Origin of the sequence: Streptomyces sp. GS7 (genome assembly GCF_009834125.1) — a bacterium.
In the GTDB taxonomy this organism is placed as follows: Bacteria; Actinomycetota; Actinomycetes; order Streptomycetales; family Streptomycetaceae; genus Streptomyces.
The window spans coordinates 2,050,131-2,065,853 of record NZ_CP047146.1; the positions used below are offsets into that span (position 1 = coordinate 2,050,131).

13 protein-coding genes are annotated in these 15,723 nt (G+C 73.6%); 9 read left to right on the forward strand and 4 right to left on the reverse strand.

All coding sequences use genetic code 11. The features are described from left to right. Positions 1-253 precede the first annotated feature (253 nt). From GR130_RS08850 to GR130_RS08875, 6 genes are all read left to right on the forward strand, one after another. Entirely contained in the window at positions 254-1,336 is a 1,083-nt protein-coding gene (locus tag GR130_RS08850) for a sialidase family protein (protein ID WP_159509841.1), read from the forward strand. An 11-nt stretch (positions 1,337-1,347) separates the two neighbouring features. Beyond that, a complete protein-coding gene (locus GR130_RS08855) occupies positions 1,348-2,718 on the forward strand; it encodes an ABC transporter substrate-binding protein (RefSeq protein WP_159509842.1) in 1,371 nt (456 codons plus the stop codon). Further along, on the forward strand, positions 2,715-3,716 hold the full coding sequence (locus tag GR130_RS08860; protein WP_159504184.1) for a carbohydrate ABC transporter permease: 1,002 nt from the start codon (positions 2,715-2,717) through the stop codon (positions 3,714-3,716). Before GR130_RS08855 ends, GR130_RS08860 begins: the two co-directional genes overlap by 4 nt. Next, positions 3,713-4,561, forward strand: coding sequence for a carbohydrate ABC transporter permease (locus GR130_RS08865; protein ID WP_159504185.1), 849 nt, complete (start codon positions 3,713-3,715; stop codon positions 4,559-4,561). The genes GR130_RS08860 and GR130_RS08865 overlap by 4 nt, the downstream gene beginning before the upstream one ends. Positions 4,562-4,693: 132 nt before the next feature. Beyond that, positions 4,694-5,449, forward strand: a complete 756-nt coding sequence (gene npdG, locus GR130_RS08870) for an NADPH-dependent F420 reductase (RefSeq protein ID WP_159504186.1) — start codon at positions 4,694-4,696, stop codon at positions 5,447-5,449. Positions 5,450-5,562: 113 nt separating this feature from the next. Beyond that, positions 5,563-5,781, forward strand: coding sequence for a hypothetical protein (locus GR130_RS08875; RefSeq protein ID WP_159504187.1), 219 nt, complete (start codon positions 5,563-5,565; stop codon positions 5,779-5,781). A gap of 4 nt (positions 5,782-5,785) precedes the next feature. Here GR130_RS08875 and GR130_RS08880 read toward each other — a convergent pair whose 3' ends face one another. Then, positions 5,786-6,589 (reverse strand): site-2 protease family protein, encoded by an 804-nt coding sequence (locus GR130_RS08880; protein WP_159504188.1) that lies wholly within the window; start codon positions 6,587-6,589, stop codon positions 5,786-5,788. Positions 6,590-6,856: 267 nt separating this feature from the next. Between GR130_RS08880 and GR130_RS08885 the strand changes: the two genes are divergently transcribed. Further along, positions 6,857-10,294 (forward strand): AfsR/SARP family transcriptional regulator, encoded by a 3,438-nt coding sequence (locus tag GR130_RS08885; protein ID WP_159504189.1) that lies wholly within the window; start codon positions 6,857-6,859, stop codon positions 10,292-10,294. 39 nt (positions 10,295-10,333) lie between these two features. Here GR130_RS08885 and GR130_RS08890 read toward each other — a convergent pair whose 3' ends face one another. The 3 genes from GR130_RS08890 to panB form a co-directional block, all read right to left on the reverse strand. Next, complete coding sequence (locus tag GR130_RS08890) at positions 10,334-11,164, reverse strand: ABC transporter permease (RefSeq protein WP_159504190.1); 831 nt, start codon at positions 11,162-11,164, stop codon at positions 10,334-10,336. Beyond that, entirely contained in the window at positions 11,161-12,192 is a 1,032-nt protein-coding gene (locus tag GR130_RS08895; protein ID WP_159504191.1) for an ATP-binding cassette domain-containing protein, read from the reverse strand. Before GR130_RS08895 ends, GR130_RS08890 begins: the two co-directional genes overlap by 4 nt. A gap of 91 nt (positions 12,193-12,283) precedes the next feature. Then, positions 12,284-13,192: a 3-methyl-2-oxobutanoate hydroxymethyltransferase gene (gene panB, locus GR130_RS08900; protein WP_159504192.1), complete on the reverse strand. Its 909-nt coding sequence runs from the start codon at positions 13,190-13,192 to the stop codon at positions 12,284-12,286. A gap of 182 nt (positions 13,193-13,374) precedes the next feature. Here panB and GR130_RS08905 point away from each other — a divergent pair, with 182 nt between their 5' ends. Then, a complete protein-coding gene (locus GR130_RS08905) occupies positions 13,375-14,994 on the forward strand; it encodes an MFS transporter (RefSeq protein ID WP_159504193.1) in 1,620 nt (539 codons plus the stop codon). Continuing rightward, complete coding sequence (locus tag GR130_RS08910) at positions 14,991-15,665, forward strand: TetR/AcrR family transcriptional regulator (protein WP_159504194.1); 675 nt, start codon at positions 14,991-14,993, stop codon at positions 15,663-15,665. Before GR130_RS08905 ends, GR130_RS08910 begins: the two co-directional genes overlap by 4 nt. Positions 15,666-15,723: the final 58 nt, after the last annotated feature.

A 15,723-nucleotide genomic window follows, 5' to 3' on the forward strand; every position in this document is an offset into this window, starting at 1 on the left:
GCCGACACGGAAATGCACCATGTGCGGTGCCTTGACGGTCAGTTGGGCGCTGCCTATGGTCCGCAGGACAAGGGACATCCTACGTCCTTGCCCAGTTGAGGGGTGACCCGTGGCGTACGAGACCTCGGAGCCGTACGGGACCTCGGAGCCGCACGAGCGCTGGGAGCCGCGCGAGAGCGCACCGCCGCCCGCGGACCCGGAGCCGTCCGCCGGCTCTCCGCCCTACGAGGACGCACCGTGGTACGGGAGTTCGGTGCCGTACCGGGCCGGGACCGAGGGGTACACGAGCTTCCGGATCCCGGCCGTGGTGCGGGCGCGCTCGGGGGCCCTGCTCGCGTTCGCCGAGGGCCGGGTCTCCTCGGCCGCCGACTCCGGCGAGATCCACCTCGTCCTCAAGCGCTCCGCGGACGGCGGGCGCACCTGGGGCCCGCTGCAGTGCGTCGCCCGCAACGGCACCGGCACGGCCGGCAACCCCGCCCCGGTCGTGCTCGCCGGCGGCCGGGTGCTGCTCGTCCAGGTCCACAGCGCCGCCGACGCCAACGAGGACCGCATCCGCCGCGGCGAGGTCGCACCGGCCGACGGCCGCCGCGTCTGGCTCCAGTACAGCGACGACGACGGCGCGAGCTGGAGCGCTCCCCGCGAGATCACCGACGAGGCCAAGCAGCCCCATTGGCGGTGGTACGCCACCGGGCCCGGTCATGCGCTGCACCTGCGCCACGGCCCGCACGCCGGCCGGCTGGTCGTCCCCGCCAACCACTCCCTCCCGCCCACCGCCCCGGGGGACACCGGCACCGAACCCCGCTACGAGGGCGGGCACGCGCTGCTCAGCGACGACGGCGGCGCCACCTGGCGCATCGGCTACGTCGACCACGACCACCCCGGCACCGGCCGGATCGCCGCGCCCAACGAGACCACCGCCGCCGAACTCCCCGGCGGCACCGTCTATGTGAACGCCCGCAACGCGGCGAGTGCCGCCTGGCGCCGCCTCGACGCGGTCTCCACGGACGGCGGCGAGCGCCTGGTCCGCCCCTTCCGGCCCCAGGCGGCGCTGGCCGGGCCGCGGGTCCAGGGCAGCGCCCTGTACCTCGACGACCGCGGCGAACTGCTCTTCTCCGGGCCCGCGCACCCCGAGGCGCGCGCCCTGATGACCCTGCGGGCCAGCCGCGACGGCGGGCGGACCTGGCGCACCGCACACACCGTCAGCGGGCTCCCGGCCGGCTACTCCGACCTCGTACGCCTCGACCGGGGCAGCGTCGGACTCCTCTACGAGACGGGCGACTTCGGCGCGTACGAGACCCTCACCTTCCGCCGCATCCCCCTCAAGGAGCCGGCATGACCAGCAGCGGCATGACCAGCAGCGGTGCGACCGACGGCGGTACGAGCGGCGGTACGGCCAGGGGCGCGCCGCGGCGGAGAGCGGTGCTGGGCGCGGCGGCCGGGGCCGCTGCCGGCCTGACGCTCGCCGGCTGCGGGGCCGGTCCGGACGGCGGCGCCCCCAAGGAGCGGAAGAAGGGGCAGAAGATCACCCTCGCCTTCTGGTCCTGGGTGCCGGGCATCGACCGGCCCGTCGACCTGTGGAACCGCCGCAACCCCGAGGTGCAGGTCAGGGTCGAGAAGGTCTCCGCCGTCAACGGCCAGCAGTACGCGAAGATGCACGCCGCCATCAAGGCCGGCAACCCGCCCGACCTGGGCCAGATCGAGTTCCCGGTGGTCCCCGGCTTCCTGCTCGACAACGGCCTGCGCGACCTCGCCCCGCTCGGCGCCGCCCGGCACCGCGGCGAGTTCGTCGGCTGGCAGTGGCAGCAGTCCGTCTTCGGGAAGGGGATCTACGCGATTCCGCAGGCGTCCGGGCCGATGGGGCTGTTCGTCCGCAAGGACCTCTTCGACCGGTGGGGAGTACGGGTCCCCGGGACATGGGACGAGTACGAGGCCGCCGCCAGGGCGATCCGCCGGCACGGCGCCTGGATCGACACCTTCGCCCCCACCAACGGCAACCGCTTCGCGGGACTGGCCTGGCAGGCCGGCGCCGCCTGGTACGCCACCCGGGGCGACACCTGGATCGTGCACCTCGACGACGGGCCCACCCGCAAGGTCGCCGACTACTGGGAGTCCCTCGTCCGGCAGCGGCTCGTCAAGACCATCCCGGACCGCCAGAACGCCTGGTACAAGGACATCCAGACCGGCGCCATCCCGGCCTGGGTGGGCGCCAGTTGGGGCGATGCGCTGCTCGCCGGCAACGCGCCCGGCACCAAGGGGAAGTGGCGGGCCGCCCCGCTGCCGCAGTGGCAGCCCGGTGGCCGGGCGTACGCCAACTGGGGCGGCTCGACCACCGCCGTCTTCGCGCAGGCCGCCTACCCCAAGGACGCCCTGGACTTCGCGCTCTGGCTCAACACCGACCCGCAGTCCCTCGCGCTGCTGATCTCCGGCGGCTACGGCTTCCCCAGCGCCAGAACGGGCTATGCCCCCACCGCCCTCGACGCCGACCGGGACTTCTTCGGCGGCCAGGCGTACAGCACGGTGTTCGCGGACGCCGCGGCGCATGTCGACACCCGGTGGCGGTGGGGACCGGGCGTGGACACCCTCTACCAGCGGCTCGGCGACGCCTTCACCGACGCGCTCGCCGACGGGAGTTCGTTCCGCTCCGTGCTGCGGAAGGTGCAGGACCAGACCGTCGCCGACCTCAAGGGCAAGGGCCTGAAGGCGGAGAGCGGCGGGTGAGCCGGGACACGCCGGTCCGCCCCCAGGCCCCCGCGGCGGCCGGTCCGGAACCGCCGCGCCCCGCCGCGGGCCGCCGGCGCCGGGCGGCGTCCCGCAGCCGCACCCGGGCCCGCGACGCCCGCGCCGCGGCCGGGTTCCTGCTGCCCTTCCTCTCGCTCTTCGGCCTGTGCTTCCTGGCCCCCATCGGCTACGCCCTGTGGACCAGCCTCCAGCGGACCGAACGCACCGGCCCGCTCGGTCTCGGCGGCCAGGAGCGCGAGGTCTTCGCGGGCCTCGCCCACTACGCCCAGGCGCTCGCCGACGCCCGGTTCCTGGCCGGCTTCGGCCGGGTGCTGCTCTTCGGCGCCGTCCAGATCCCGCTGATGACCGTGCTCGCCACCGGCCTCGCGCTCCTCCTGGAGAGCGCCTCCGCCCGCGCGGTCACCTTCTTCCGCAGCGCCTTCTTCCTCCCGTACGGAGTGCCCGGGGTGATCGCCTCGATCCTCTGGGGCTTCCTCTACGTACCGGGCATCAGCCCGCTGGTGAAGATCGCCCAATCCGCGGGCTGGAACGTCGACTTCCTCTCCCGCGGCAGCGTGCTGTGGTCCCTCGCCAACATCGTCACCTGGCAGTTCACCGGCTACACCATGCTGGTGCTGATCGCCCAGCTCAAGGCGGTCCCCGGCGAGCTCTACGAGGCGGCGCGCATCGACGGCGCGAACGCCTGGCAGGTCGCCCGGCACATCAAACTCCCGCTGATCCGGCCCGCGCTCGTACTGACCTGCGTGTTCAGCATCATCGGCACCCTCCAGCTGTTCGCCGAGCCGATGGTGCTGCGCCCGCTCAGCTCCGCCATCGACTCCGGCTACACCCCCAACCTGCACGCCTACAGCGAGGCGTTCGTCGGGAACAACCAGCAGCTGGCGGCGGCCGAGGCGGTACTGCTGGCGCTGGTGGCGTGCGCCGCGTCGTTCGGCTTCCTCCGCCTCGTCGGCGGGCGGGGAAAGGAGCGCGGATGACCCGGCCCCCGCTCCGCCACCGCATCATCACCAATGCGCTGCTGGCCGTCGCCGCCCTCTACTTCCTGGTGCCCGTCTACTGGCTGGTCGTCTCCGCCACCAAGAACAGCGCCGACCTCTTCGGCACCTTCGGCCTCTGGTTCTCCCGCCATCCGCACCCCCTCCGCTACCTCGCCGAGGTCCTCACCCACGACCACGGCGTCTACGCCCGCTGGTTCGCCAACTCCCTGCTCTACGCCGGGATCGGCGCGGTCTGCGCCACCCTGCTCTCCGCCGCGGCGGGCTACGCGCTGGCCAAGTTCCCGTTCCGCGGGCGCGAGACGATCTTCAACGTGGTGCTGGCGGGGGTGCTGATCCCCGGTACGGCGCTCGCCCTGCCGCTGTACTTCCTCTTCAGCGCGATGGGCCTGGCGAACACCTACTGGGCGGTGCTCGTCCCCAGCACGGTCAGCCCCTTCGGCGTCTACCTCTGCCGGATCTACGCGGCCGCCGCGGTCCCCGACGCGCTCCTGGAAGCGGCCCGGATCGACGGCGCGGGCGAGGCCAGGATCTTCGGCGGGCTGGGGCTGCGGCTGATGACCCCCGCGCTGGTGACCGTCTTCCTCTTCCAGTTCGTCCACATCTGGAACAACTACTTCCTGCCGCTGGTCATGCTCTCCGACTCCGACCTCTACCCGGTCCAGCTGGGCCTGACCAGCTGGACCGGCTACGCGGACCGGCAACCGGTGCTCTACCAGTACACGGTGGGCGGTGCGCTGCTGTCCGTACTGCCGCTGATGGTGCTGATGACGGTCCTCCAGCGCTACTGGCGCACGGGGCTGACGGAGGGGAGCGTGAAGTCGTGAGGCGGGGGAGGGCGGCCGGACGGTAGGGCAGTAGGGCGTTCCGCCGTGGTCGCGGGGGTGGGACGGCAGGGGGGAGGGGCGTCTCAGGACCGCGCCTCGGCGTGCCCGTCCGGGCGTGACAGTATCGCTGTCATGACTACTTCCGACGCTGCCACGACCCCGCCCGCCTCGTCCGCTCCGTCTGCCTCGTCCGCTCCCGCCGGCGCCAAGCCGGCGCCCCGCGACCCCTGGGACCTCCCGGACGTCTCCGGCCTGGTGGTCGGCGTCCTCGGCGGCACCGGCGACCAGGGCCGCGGCCTGGCCTACCGGCTCGCCAAGGCCGGCCAGAAGGTGATCATCGGCTCCCGGGCGGCAGAGCGGGCGCAGACCGCGGCCGCGGAACTGGGCCTGGGCATCGAGGGCCTCGCCAACGCCGACTGCGCCCGGCGCAGCGACGTGGTGATCGTCGCGGTGCCGTGGGACGGCCACGGCAAGACCCTGGAGTCGCTGCGCGAGGAACTGGCCGGCAAGCTCGTCATCGACTGCGTCAACCCGCTCGGCTTCGACAAGAAGGGCGCCTACGCGCTGAAGCCGGAGGAGGGCAGCGCCGCCGAGCAGGCCGCCGCCCTGCTGCCGGACTCCCGGGTCACCGCCGCCTTCCACCACCTCTCCGCGGTGCTGCTCCAGGACCCGGAGATCGCGGAGATCGACACCGATGTGATGGTGCTGGGCGAGAGCCGCGCCGACACCGACCTGGTCCAGGCGCTCGCCGCCCGCATCCCCGGTATGCGCGGCGTCTTCGCCGGCCGGCTGCGCAACGCCCACCAGGTCGAGTCCCTGGTCGCCAATCTGATCTCGGTCAACCGCCGCTACAAGGCCCACGCCGGACTCCGGGTCACCGACGTCTGACGGAACCCGCCCCCTCTCCCTCCCCGAAGGGGGAGAGGGGGCGGAGGGCGGTCCTCCGCGGGCCATGGGGGACACTGGGACGGACCGTCCCATCCCCGACAGGAGCCCGCCCCATGCCCTCCCTGCCCCCGTCCGGCCCGGACCGGCGCCTTGCCGTCCTCGCCCTCGTCGTGTGCGTCCTCGCCGTCGCCGCGGCGGTCCTCTCCTTCGTCGAGGGCAGCTTCATCGGCATCGTCTGGGTCCTGCTGGCGGGCGTCTCCAGCAACATGGCGTGGTTCTACGTACGCAAGGCGAAGCTGGAGCAGGCGCGCCGCGCCGCGGCGTCGGGCTGACGCCCTACAGCGCGCCGGTCCGCGGAATCTGCGGTGCGCCCTGCCAGAAGCGGAAGAACTCCTGGCCCCAGTAGCTGTCCCAGGCGGTGACGCCCAGGGTCCGCAGGACGGTGTGGACCAGGTCGAAGAAGACCTGGTTGACCTCCGGCACCCACAGGAGCCCGAAGACCGCCAGCAGGCCGAACGGCGCGAACGGCTCGACCTGCCGTCGTAGGCCGGGGGACAGCCAGGGCTCGATCACGCCGTAGCCGTCCAGTCCGGGTACCGGCACGAAGTTCAGGATCGCCGCGGTCACCTGGAGCAGCGCGAGGAACGCCAGCGCGTAGCGGAACGGGTCCGGTACGCCGTCGAGGCCGTGCAGCCAGAACGGTGCGCTGACCACCGCCGCGAACAGGATGTTGGTCAGCGGCCCGGCCGCCGAGATCAGGCTGTGCCGCCAGCGTCCCCGGATCCGGCCGCGTTCGATGAACACCGCGCCGCCCGGCAGCCCGATCCCGCCCATGATGACGAAGATCACCGGTAGCACGATGCTCAGCAGCGCATGGGTGTACCTGAGCGGGTTCAGGGTGAGATAGCCCTTGGCGCCCACGGAGATGTCGCCGCTGTGCAGCGCGGTGCGGGCGTGCGCGTACTCGTGCAGGCACAGCGACACCACCCAGCCGGACACCACGCACACGAAGACCGCGAAGCCGGTGGCGGACGCCGCCCTTCCGCTCCAGACGGCCCAGCCGGACACCGCCATGACGGCGACGAGCGCGAGAAAGACCGGGCTGACGCGGCGGTCGGCGCGTGGGAATGCGGTGGTCATCGGTAGCGGGCTCCAGGGGTCTCGGGACGGGCAGCCCCGACCGTATCCGCGCTGCGGCGGTCGGCGCACGGATTCCCGGCGGCGGACCCGGAACCGTGCCCGGACCGCGTGCCCGCGCCGGGCCCGGCTCCTGACCGCCCGGATACGCCCGTCCACGGATGCCAGGACACCTGCGTTCCCCCGTCCCGGATCCCCGCGCCGAACCGGAACCGCCCCTACCGCCCGCTCGGTACGCGCGCACGCCCGGCATTGCACGACAATGGGCCGGTGCGTTACGGAATCCTCGGCACCACACAGGCCGGCCGGGCCGACGGCAGCCCCGTCGCCCTCGGCGGTCCCCGGCTGCGCGCCCTGCTCGCCGCGCTCGCGCTGCGCCCGGGCCGGGCGCTGACCGCGGACGCCCTGATCGCCGACGTCTGGGGCATGGACCCGCCGGCCGACGCGCCCGGCGCCCTCCAGGCGCTGGTCGGCCGGCTGCGCCGAGCCCTCGGCCGTACCGCCGTCGCTTCCGTCGACGGCGGCTATCTGCTGTGCGCCGAGCCGGACGCCGTCGACCTGCACCGCTTCGAGCGGCTTGCGGCGGAGGGCGGCCGGGCGCTCGACGACGCCGACCCGGCCCGCGCCGCCGTCCTGCTGGACGAGGCGCTGGCGCTCTGGCGCGGCCCGGCGCTCGCCGACCTGCCCGACGCGGCCGTCGAGGCGGCCCGCGCCGAGAGCCGGCGGCTGGAGGCCCGGCGCACCCGCCTCGCCGCCGATCTGGCGCTGGGCCGGGCCGCCCAGGCGCTGCCCACCCTCGTCGCGCTGTGCCAGGACAACCCGCTCGACGAGCCCCTCCAGGCCCTGCGGCTGCGCGCTCTGCGGGACGCCGGCCGCAGCGCCGAGGCGCTGGCCGCCTACGAGGAGATACGCAGCGAACTCGCCGACCGCCTGGGCGCCGACCCCGGCCCGGAACTGCGCGCCCTGCACGGCGCGTTGCTGCGGCCGGGGACGGTGCCGCGGGGCGCCGTGGCGGGCACCCCCGCGGCTCCCGCGGCCTACGGGATGCCCGGCCCCGACGGCGCTCCCACTCCCGGCGGTGCCCCCACTCCCCACGGCACCCCCGCAGCCCCCGTCGCCGCCGGCTCTCCGCTCGCCCCGCCCGTCCCGGCCGCGCGCCCCGGTAACCTCCGGGCGCGCCTGACCTCTTTCGTGGGGCGGGACCACGACCTGGCCGCGCTGCGGGGCGATCTGGCCGCGCACCGGCTGGTGACGCTGCTGGGGCCGGGCGGCGCCGGCAAGACCCGGCTGTCGCAGGAGGGCGCCGAGGCCGCCGCGGCGGCGCTGCCGGAGGCCTGGCCGCACGGCGTCTGGCTGGCGGAGCTGGCGCCGGTGGACGATCCGCGGACCGTGCCGGAGGCGGTGCTGACCGCGCTCGGGGCGCGCGAGACGGTCGTGCGCGGTAGCACCGCCGAGGGGCTGCGGGCCGCCTCCGACCCGACCGCCCGGGATCCGCACGCCCGGCTCGCCGAGCACTGCGCGGGCCGCCGGATGCTGCTGGTCCTGGACAACTGCGAGCATGTGATCGGCGCCGCCGCCGAGTTGGCGGAGCGGCTGCTGGCCGTCTGTCCCGGGGTGACGGTGCTGGCGACGAGCCGGGAGCCGCTGGCCGTGCCGGGCGAGGTGCTGCGGCCGGTCGAGCCGCTGCCGGACCCGGTGGCGCTGCGGCTGCTCGCCGAGCGGGGGGCCGCCGCCTCCCCCGGTTTCCGGGTGGCGGACGATCCGGCGGCCTGTGCCGAGATCTGCCGCCGGCTGGACGGGCTGCCGCTGGCCATCGAACTCGCCGCCGCCCGGCTGCGGTTGCTCACGCCGCGGCAGCTCGCGGACCGGCTGGACGACCGCTTCCGGCTGCTGACCAGCGGCAGCCGGACCGTGCTGCCGCGCCAGCAGACGCTGCGCGCGGTGGTGGACTGGTCCTGGGACCTGACCGACGAGCCCGAACGGGCGGTGCTGCGGCGGCTGTCGGTGTTCGCCGGCGGCTGCGACCTGGCCGCCGCCGAGGAGGTGTGCGCGGGCGACGGCGTCGACGCGGACGAGGTGGCCGGGCTGCTGGGCTCGCTGATCGACAAGTCGCTGGTGGTGGCGGCCCCGGGCGGCAAGGAGAGCGGCGTCGGCGGGATGCGCTACCGGCTGCTGGAGACGGTGGGGGAGTACGCCGGGGAGCGGCTGGACGAGGCCGGGGAGCGGACCGCGGCCGAGCGCCGCCATCTGGTCGCGTACCGCGAACTGGCGCGTACCACCGATCCGTTGCTGCGCGGCCCCGGGCAGCGGGCCGCTATCGACCGGCTGGAGCTGGAGCACGACAACCTGCGCACCGCGCTGCGCCGGGCGCTGGCCGCGGGCGACGAGCACGAGGCGCTGTGCCTGGTGCTGTCCCTGCAGTGGTTCTGGTCGCTGCGCGACCACCGCAGCGACGGCCACACCTGGGCGACGGCGGCCGGCGCACTCGGCCCCAACCCCTTCGTGCCGCCCGTCGAACCCGCCCCCGACCTCCACGAGCGGCCCATCGACAGCCCGCCGCCGATGGCCCCCGAGCAACTGCTGGAGGCCCGCCGCGAGGTGCGGCTGGTGGCGCTCTCCAGCGAGAACGACATGGAGGCGCTGCGCAGCCCGGAGATGAAGGAGGAGCTGGCGGGGATGCTGACCGCGTACCGCAGCGGTATGCCGCAGACCTGCAAGGTGCCCGGGGTCCTCTGGTACTTCGCGGTGCTGATCAGCGGTCAGTGGGAGGAGCTGTCGCGGCTGACCGACGGCGCGGTGCGCGCCTGCCGGGACTTCGGCTACGACTGGGAGCTGGCGTACGTCCTCCAGCTGCGCTCCAAGATCCTCAACGACCGCCCCGGCGGGCTGGCGCAGGCCACCGAGGACGCCGACGAGTCGCTGCGGATCTTCCAGCGGCTGGGCGACGCCTGGGGCGCGGCCGAGGCGCTGGCGGGGCGCGGTGAGTCCGAGGAGAAGCGCGGTGCGTACGCGCTCGCGGCGCGCGACTACCGGGCGGCGATGCTGCACGCCGAGGCGCTGGGCGCGCACGGCCAGACCCTGCTGCTGCGCACCCGGCTGGGCGCGCTGATGATCGAGGACGGCCGGCCGGAGGAGGGGGAGCGGATGCTGCGCGAGGTGCTGGACGACGCGCAGGACCGCAACAGCGGCCGGGACGCGGTGCCCTTCGCCCGGTTGATGCTGGCCATGATGCTGACGATGGCGGAGCGCTTCCACGAGGCCCGCGAACAACTCGAAGCGGTGCGGGAGGTGTTCGTCGCGCGCAGCCCGGACATCTTCCTGGGGCTGCTGGAGGCGATGCTGGTCTCGGTGGACGTGGCGGAGGGGCGGCACGGCGAGGACCTCCTGCTGCGGATGCGGGCGGCGCTGGAGCTGACCGGGGACTCCATGGCGCAGATGGTCGCGCCGGACCTGCCGGTGGTCCAACTCCTCACCGGCGCACGGGCGCTGATGGCGGTGCGTGGCGCGGCCGGCGCCCGGGACGCGGCTCGGCTGGTCGGTGCCTACGACGCGCTGCGGGCCGCCTCGCACGTGCAGCCGCTGGCCGTCCGCGACGACCGGGCCCGTGCGGAGCGCTCCGCCCGCGCCCTGCTGGGCGATCCGGCGTACGAAGCCGCGTACGCCGAAGGCGGTGCCCTCTCGATCGAAGAGGCCACCGCCCTCGTGTGACGCGAGCCGGGCGGAGGCAGGTCCCCTGCGGGGCGCGCGTCAGGTCTTCTTGCGGAACTTCGCGACCGCGAGCGGCATGGCCACGGCCGTGATGGCGACCGTCCAGCCGAGGGTGATCAGCGCCGGGTGTGCCACCGCGCCCTCGCCGTTGAGCAGCGCCCGGGCCGCGTCCGCCAGCGTGGAGAGCGGATTGACTTCGGTGAAGCCCTCCAGCCAGCTGGGCATCGACGTCGGCGGGGCGAAGATCGACGAACCGAACTGCAGCGGCATCAGCACCAGCATCGCCATGCCCTGCACCGCCTGCGGCGTCTTCACCGAGAGACCCAGCAGAATGAAGATCCACATCAGGGCGGCGCCGAAGAGCGTGGACAGCACGACCGCCCCGAGGAACTCCGGGATCGTGCCGCGGATTTCGAAGCCGAGCAGGAAGCCCATGCCGAGCAGGATCGCGATGGCGACCAGCATCCGGCCGATCTCGACGACGATCTTGGCTATCAGGACCGAGGACCGGGCGATGGGCATCGTCCGGAAGCGGTCCATCACGCCCTTGCGGAAGTCCTCGTTGACGCCGGAGCCCACCGCCATGGCGATGTTCATGCCCATCATCGCCATCATGCCGGGCACCAGACGCTGGATGTACTCGTGCTGGTTGCCCTTGCCGGCGATCGCGCCGCCGAAGACGTAGGTGAACAGCAGGATGAAGATCACCGGCATCAGCAGGACGTCGAACATCGACTCCGGGTCCTGCTTGATCTGCAGGGCGTTGCGCCGGACCAGCGCGCCGATGTGCCGCAGGTTGGCGCGGAGGCCGATCCGGCCCTCGTCGGCGCCGGGCTTGGCCAGGGGCGCCGTCATCGTCGCGGCACTCATGCCGATACCTCCGCGTACTGCTGGTCGTCCGACGTGCTCTCCGGGCGGTCCGCCTCGGAGGACTTCTGGCCCGTGATCGCCAGGAACACCTCGTCCAGGCTGGGCAGATGGGTGCTGATCCCGGCGAGCGCGAAGCCCTGCCGGCCGAGCACCGCGACGACCGCGGTCAGCTGCTCGTCGCTGATGATCGGGACGTTGACCACGCCCCCGTCGTGGTCGGCGGTGGCACCGGCGATGCCGTCCAGTCCGGCCTCGGCGATCACGCCGGCTATCCGGTCCAGCTCGCCCGGGTCGGTCGGCCGTATCTGCAGGGTGCGCCCGCCGACCTTGGCCTTCAGCTCGTCGACCCGGCCCTCGGCGATCACCCGGCCGCGGTCGATGACCGTCAGCTCGTCGGCCAACTGCTCGGCCTCTTCCATGTACTGGGTGGTCAGCAGGACCGTGGCGCCCTCGCGCACCATCCGCTGGACCTCCGCCCACACCTCGTTGCGCGTGCGGGGGTCGAGGCCGGTGGTCGGCTCGTCCAGATAAAGGACCGCCGGCCGGCCGATCATCGAGGCGGCGAGGTCGAGCCGGCGGCGCATCCCGCCGGAGTACTTCGCGGCCGGCCGCTTGGCGGCCTCGGTGAGCGAGAACCGCTCCAGCATCTCGTCGGCGCGCTTGCGGGCGTCCTTGCGGGACAGATCGAGCAGCCGCCCGATCATGTAGAGGTTCTCCCAGCCGGAGAGCTTCTCGTCGACCGAGGCGTACTGCCCGGTCAGGCCGATGGTGCGGCGCAGCGCCCGCGGCTGGCGCACCACGTCGAACCCCGCCACCACCGCGCGTCCGGCGTCCGGCACCAGGAGGGTGGACAGGCAGCGTACGAGCGTGGTCTTGCCGGCGCCGTTGGGGCCGAGCACGCCGAGCACGGTGCCTTCCCGCACGTCCAGGTCCACCCCGTCGACGGCTTTCACCTCGCCGAAGTGCTTGACCAGACCGCGCACCTCCACGGCGTTGCCGCCCTTGGTGGTTATCGTCTGTCGCGTCATGCCCTCCAAGGTGCCAGCCGCCACCGACAACGCGCCGACAGGCCGCCGACAGCCCCTGAGGAGCGGCTGTCGGCGGCCTGTCGGCCGGGCATCAGTGGAAGGTGTGCTCCTCGGCGGGGAAGGCGCCGCCGACCACGTCCTCGGCGAACGCCCTGGCCGCGCCGCCCAGCAGCTCCCGCAGCTGGAGGTACTGCTTGACGAACCGCGGCACCCGGCCGGCGTTGAGGCCCGCCATGTCGGTCCACACCAGCACCTGGGCGTCACAGTCCAGGCCCGCGCCGATGCCGACGGTGGGGATGTGCAGCGAGCGGGTCACCTCGGCGGCCAGCTCGGCCGGTACGGCCTCCAGGACGACCGAGAACGCGCCGGCGTCCTGCACCGCCTTGGCGTCCCGCAGCAGCTGCTGGGCGGCCTCCTCGCCGCGGCCCTGGACCGGGTAGCCGCCGTAGGCGTGGACCGACTGCGGGGTCAGCCCGACGTGCGCCATCACCGGGATGCCGGACGAGACCAGCAGCTCCACCTGGTGCGCGGAGCGCTCGCCGCCCTCCAGCTTGACGGCGCCGACACCGGCGTCCTTGACCAGGCGGGTGGCGTTGCGCAGCGCCTGGACCGGGCCTTCCTGGTAGGCGCCGAACGGCAGGTCGGCGACGACCAGGGCGCGCTTGGTGCCGCGCACGACCGCGGCGGACAGGATCGTGATCTCGTCCATCGTGACCGGCACGGTGGACTCGTAGCCGAGGTGGCAGTTGCCCATCGAGTCGCCGACGAGCAGGACGGGGATCCCGGACTCGTCGAAGACCGAGGCGGTCATCGCGTCGTAGGCGGTGAGCATCGGCCACTTCTCGCCGCGCTCCTTGGCGGCGGCGATGTCGCGGACCGTGATACGGCGCGAGCTGGTGCCCCCGTACAGCGACTTGGTGCTCTCCTTGTCGGCGGGCTTGGCGGTGGGCTCTGCGGTGGCCCCCGCGGCCGGCTTCTGGGCAGGCGAAAGCTGCGTCATGGTGACGGCTCCTGTTTCTCCATCTCGAAGCACCCTGACGGTGTCTCCGGACTCCCCACCATGCTGGCACGGCGTGCCGCAAAGGAAAAGAGGAGGGGTCCGCTGGTCCGGCCGGCCCAGTCCGGTCCGCCGTTTCATCGATACGGAACGGTTCCGTATCGATATCGGCGTATGGTGGCGCCATGGCCACCTCACCGCCCCCACCGGGCGCACCCGCCGCTCCACGGATTCCCGACCACATCCACCGCCGGCGCTGGGCGATCCTCTCCGTCCTGATGCTCAGCCTGCTGATCGTGGTGCTGGACAACTCCATCCTCAACGTCGCGATGAAGACCATCGCGACCCCGGCCCCCGGGGGCCTCGGCGCCACCCAGAGCGAGCTGGAGTGGGCGATCAACGCCTACACGCTGGTCTTCGCCGGGCTGCTGTTCACCTCCGGCCTGCTCGGCGACCGGATCGGCCGGAAGAAGGTCCTCCTCTTCGGCCTGGCCGTCTTCGGCGCCGGATCGGCGCTCGCCGCGGCCGCCGTCTCGCCCGCCGAACTGATCGCCTTCCGCGCGCTGATGGGGCTGGGCGGCGCCTTCGTGATGCCGGCCACGCTCGCGATCCTGATGAACGTCTTCGAGCGCGAGGAGCAGCCCCGGGCCATCGGCGTCTGGGCCGGCGGTGTGGGCCTGGCCATCGCCATCGGCCCGATCGCCGGCGGGCTGCTGCTCGACCACTTCTGGTGGGGCTCGGTCTTCCTGATCAACGTCCCGATCGTGCTGCTCGCGCTGGCCGCGATGATCCTCCTGGTGCCCGAGTCCAGGGACCCCGCCCCCGGCAGGCTGGACCCGGTCGGGGTGCTGCTCTCCGTCGTCGGCCTCGTCCTGCTGGTCTTCGGGATCATCAAGGGCGGCCAGCTCGACGACTTCGCCGCCCCCGAGGTGCTGGTCCCCGCCCTCGGCGGTCTGGCGGTCCTGGCGGTGTTCGTGGTCCACCAGAAGCGCAGCGACCACCCGTCCATCGACATCGGCTACTTCCGCAAGCCCGCCTTCTCGGCCGCCGTCGCCGCCATCGCGCTGGTCTTCTTCGCGCTGATGGGCGTCACGTTCTTCATCGTCTTCTACGTGCAGAGCGTGCGCGGCTACAGCCCGCTCCAGTCCGGGCTGCTGATCCTGCCGCTGGCCGCCGCCCAGCTGATCTTCGCGCCGCGGGCCCGGCTCGTCGTGGACCGCTTCGGGGCCCGTGCGGTGTGCACCTCCGGGATGCTGGTGGTGGCCGTCACGATGGCGGGGATGGGGATGCTGCGCACCGGTACCCCCCTCTGGGCCCTGGAGTTGCTGTTCTTCCTCCAGGGCACCGGCATGGCGCACATCATGCCGCCGGTCACCGTCGCGATCATGCAGTCGCTGCCGCGCGAGAAGGCCGGCTCCGCCTCGGCGCTCAACAACACCTTCCGGCAGGTCGGCGGCACCCTCGGCGTCGCCGTCCTCGGCTCGCTGCTCTCGACGACCTACCGCGACGGCATCCAGGGCACGCTCGACGCCCTGCCCGGGGTGCCGGGACCCGCCCGGGCCGCGGCCGGCGAATCCATCGAGGCGACGCTCGGCCTCGCCGCCCGGATGGGCCCGGCCGGCCGGCCGCTGATCGACTCCGCCCGCGACGCCTTCCTCCATGCCATGCACGTCACCGCGCTCGGCTCGGCCGCCGTCTCGGTGCTGGGGGCCGTGGTGGTCGCGGCCTTCCTGCCGGGCAAAATGGCTCCGGCTCCGCGCGCGGCGGAGCCGCGGGACGAGTGGAAGGCGGGCGCAGCACGATGAGCCGGGCGGCGGGAGACGGCGGGGCGGCGGCCGGGGCGGGCGCGGGTGCGGCGGCTCCCGGGCGCCGGGGCCGGCCGCGCAGCGCCGCGGCCGACTCCGCCATCATCGAGGCCGTGCTCCGGCTGATCGAGGACGGCTGCTCCATAGCTGAGCTGTCCATGGAGCGCATCGCCCGCGAGGCCGGCGTGGGCAAGGCCACCGTCTACCGCCGCTGGCCCGGCAAGAGCGCGCTGATGCTCGACGTGATGCGGTCGCTGGACGCCCCGACCCCTCCCCTGGACGGCACCTCCGTACGCGACGACCTGGTCTCCCTGCTGGAGTTCCTGCGCCGCCGCGGCCTGGCCAAGCGCAGCTCCGCCCTGCTGCGTACCGTCGTCAGCCACGTCCAGGCGCAGCCCGAACTGTGGGCGGAATACCACGAGACGGTCGTCCGGGCCCGCCACGAGGCCCTGCTCGGCGTGCTCCGGCGCGGGGTGGCCAACGGCGAGATCCGCGCCGACCGGGACCTGGACGCCCTCGTCGACCTCTTCGTCGGCCCGATGCTCGCCCGCGCCGTCCTCCACGACTGGAAGGAACTCCCCGAGGGGCTCTCGGAGGAGATCGTCGACATGGTCCTGGAGGGCGTACGGCCCCGCCCCGAAGCGGATCCGCCGGGCACGGTACGACCCTGAGCGGGCGCCGTATGACCGGGCGATGCCCGTTCTGTCACAGCCGCTGTCACGAAGGCCC

Bases quoted from the DNA above. Each gene is read 5' to 3' on its own strand.
- GR130_RS08875 (WP_159504187.1), top strand. From the start codon at position 5,563: ATGCCCTCCCTGCCCCCGTCCGGCCCGGACCGGCGCCTTGCCGTCCTC.
- GR130_RS08855 (WP_159509842.1), top strand. From the start codon at position 1,348: ATGACCAGCAGCGGTGCGACCGACGGCGGTACGAGCGGCGGTACGGCC.
- GR130_RS08910 (WP_159504194.1), top strand. From the start codon at position 14,991: ATGAGCCGGGCGGCGGGAGACGGCGGGGCGGCGGCCGGGGCGGGCGCG.
- GR130_RS08905 (WP_159504193.1), top strand. From the start codon at position 13,375: ATGGCCACCTCACCGCCCCCACCGGGCGCACCCGCCGCTCCACGGATT.
- panB (WP_159504192.1), bottom strand. From the start codon at position 13,192: ATGACGCAGCTTTCGCCTGCCCAGAAGCCGGCCGCGGGGGCCACCGCA.
- GR130_RS08865 (WP_159504185.1), top strand. From the start codon at position 3,713: ATGACCCGGCCCCCGCTCCGCCACCGCATCATCACCAATGCGCTGCTG.
- GR130_RS08890 (WP_159504190.1), bottom strand. From the start codon at position 11,164: ATGAGTGCCGCGACGATGACGGCGCCCCTGGCCAAGCCCGGCGCCGAC.
- GR130_RS08895 (WP_159504191.1), bottom strand. From the start codon at position 12,192: ATGACGCGACAGACGATAACCACCAAGGGCGGCAACGCCGTGGAGGTG.
- GR130_RS08880 (WP_159504188.1), bottom strand. From the start codon at position 6,589: ATGACCACCGCATTCCCACGCGCCGACCGCCGCGTCAGCCCGGTCTTT.
- npdG (WP_159504186.1), top strand. From the start codon at position 4,694: ATGACTACTTCCGACGCTGCCACGACCCCGCCCGCCTCGTCCGCTCCG.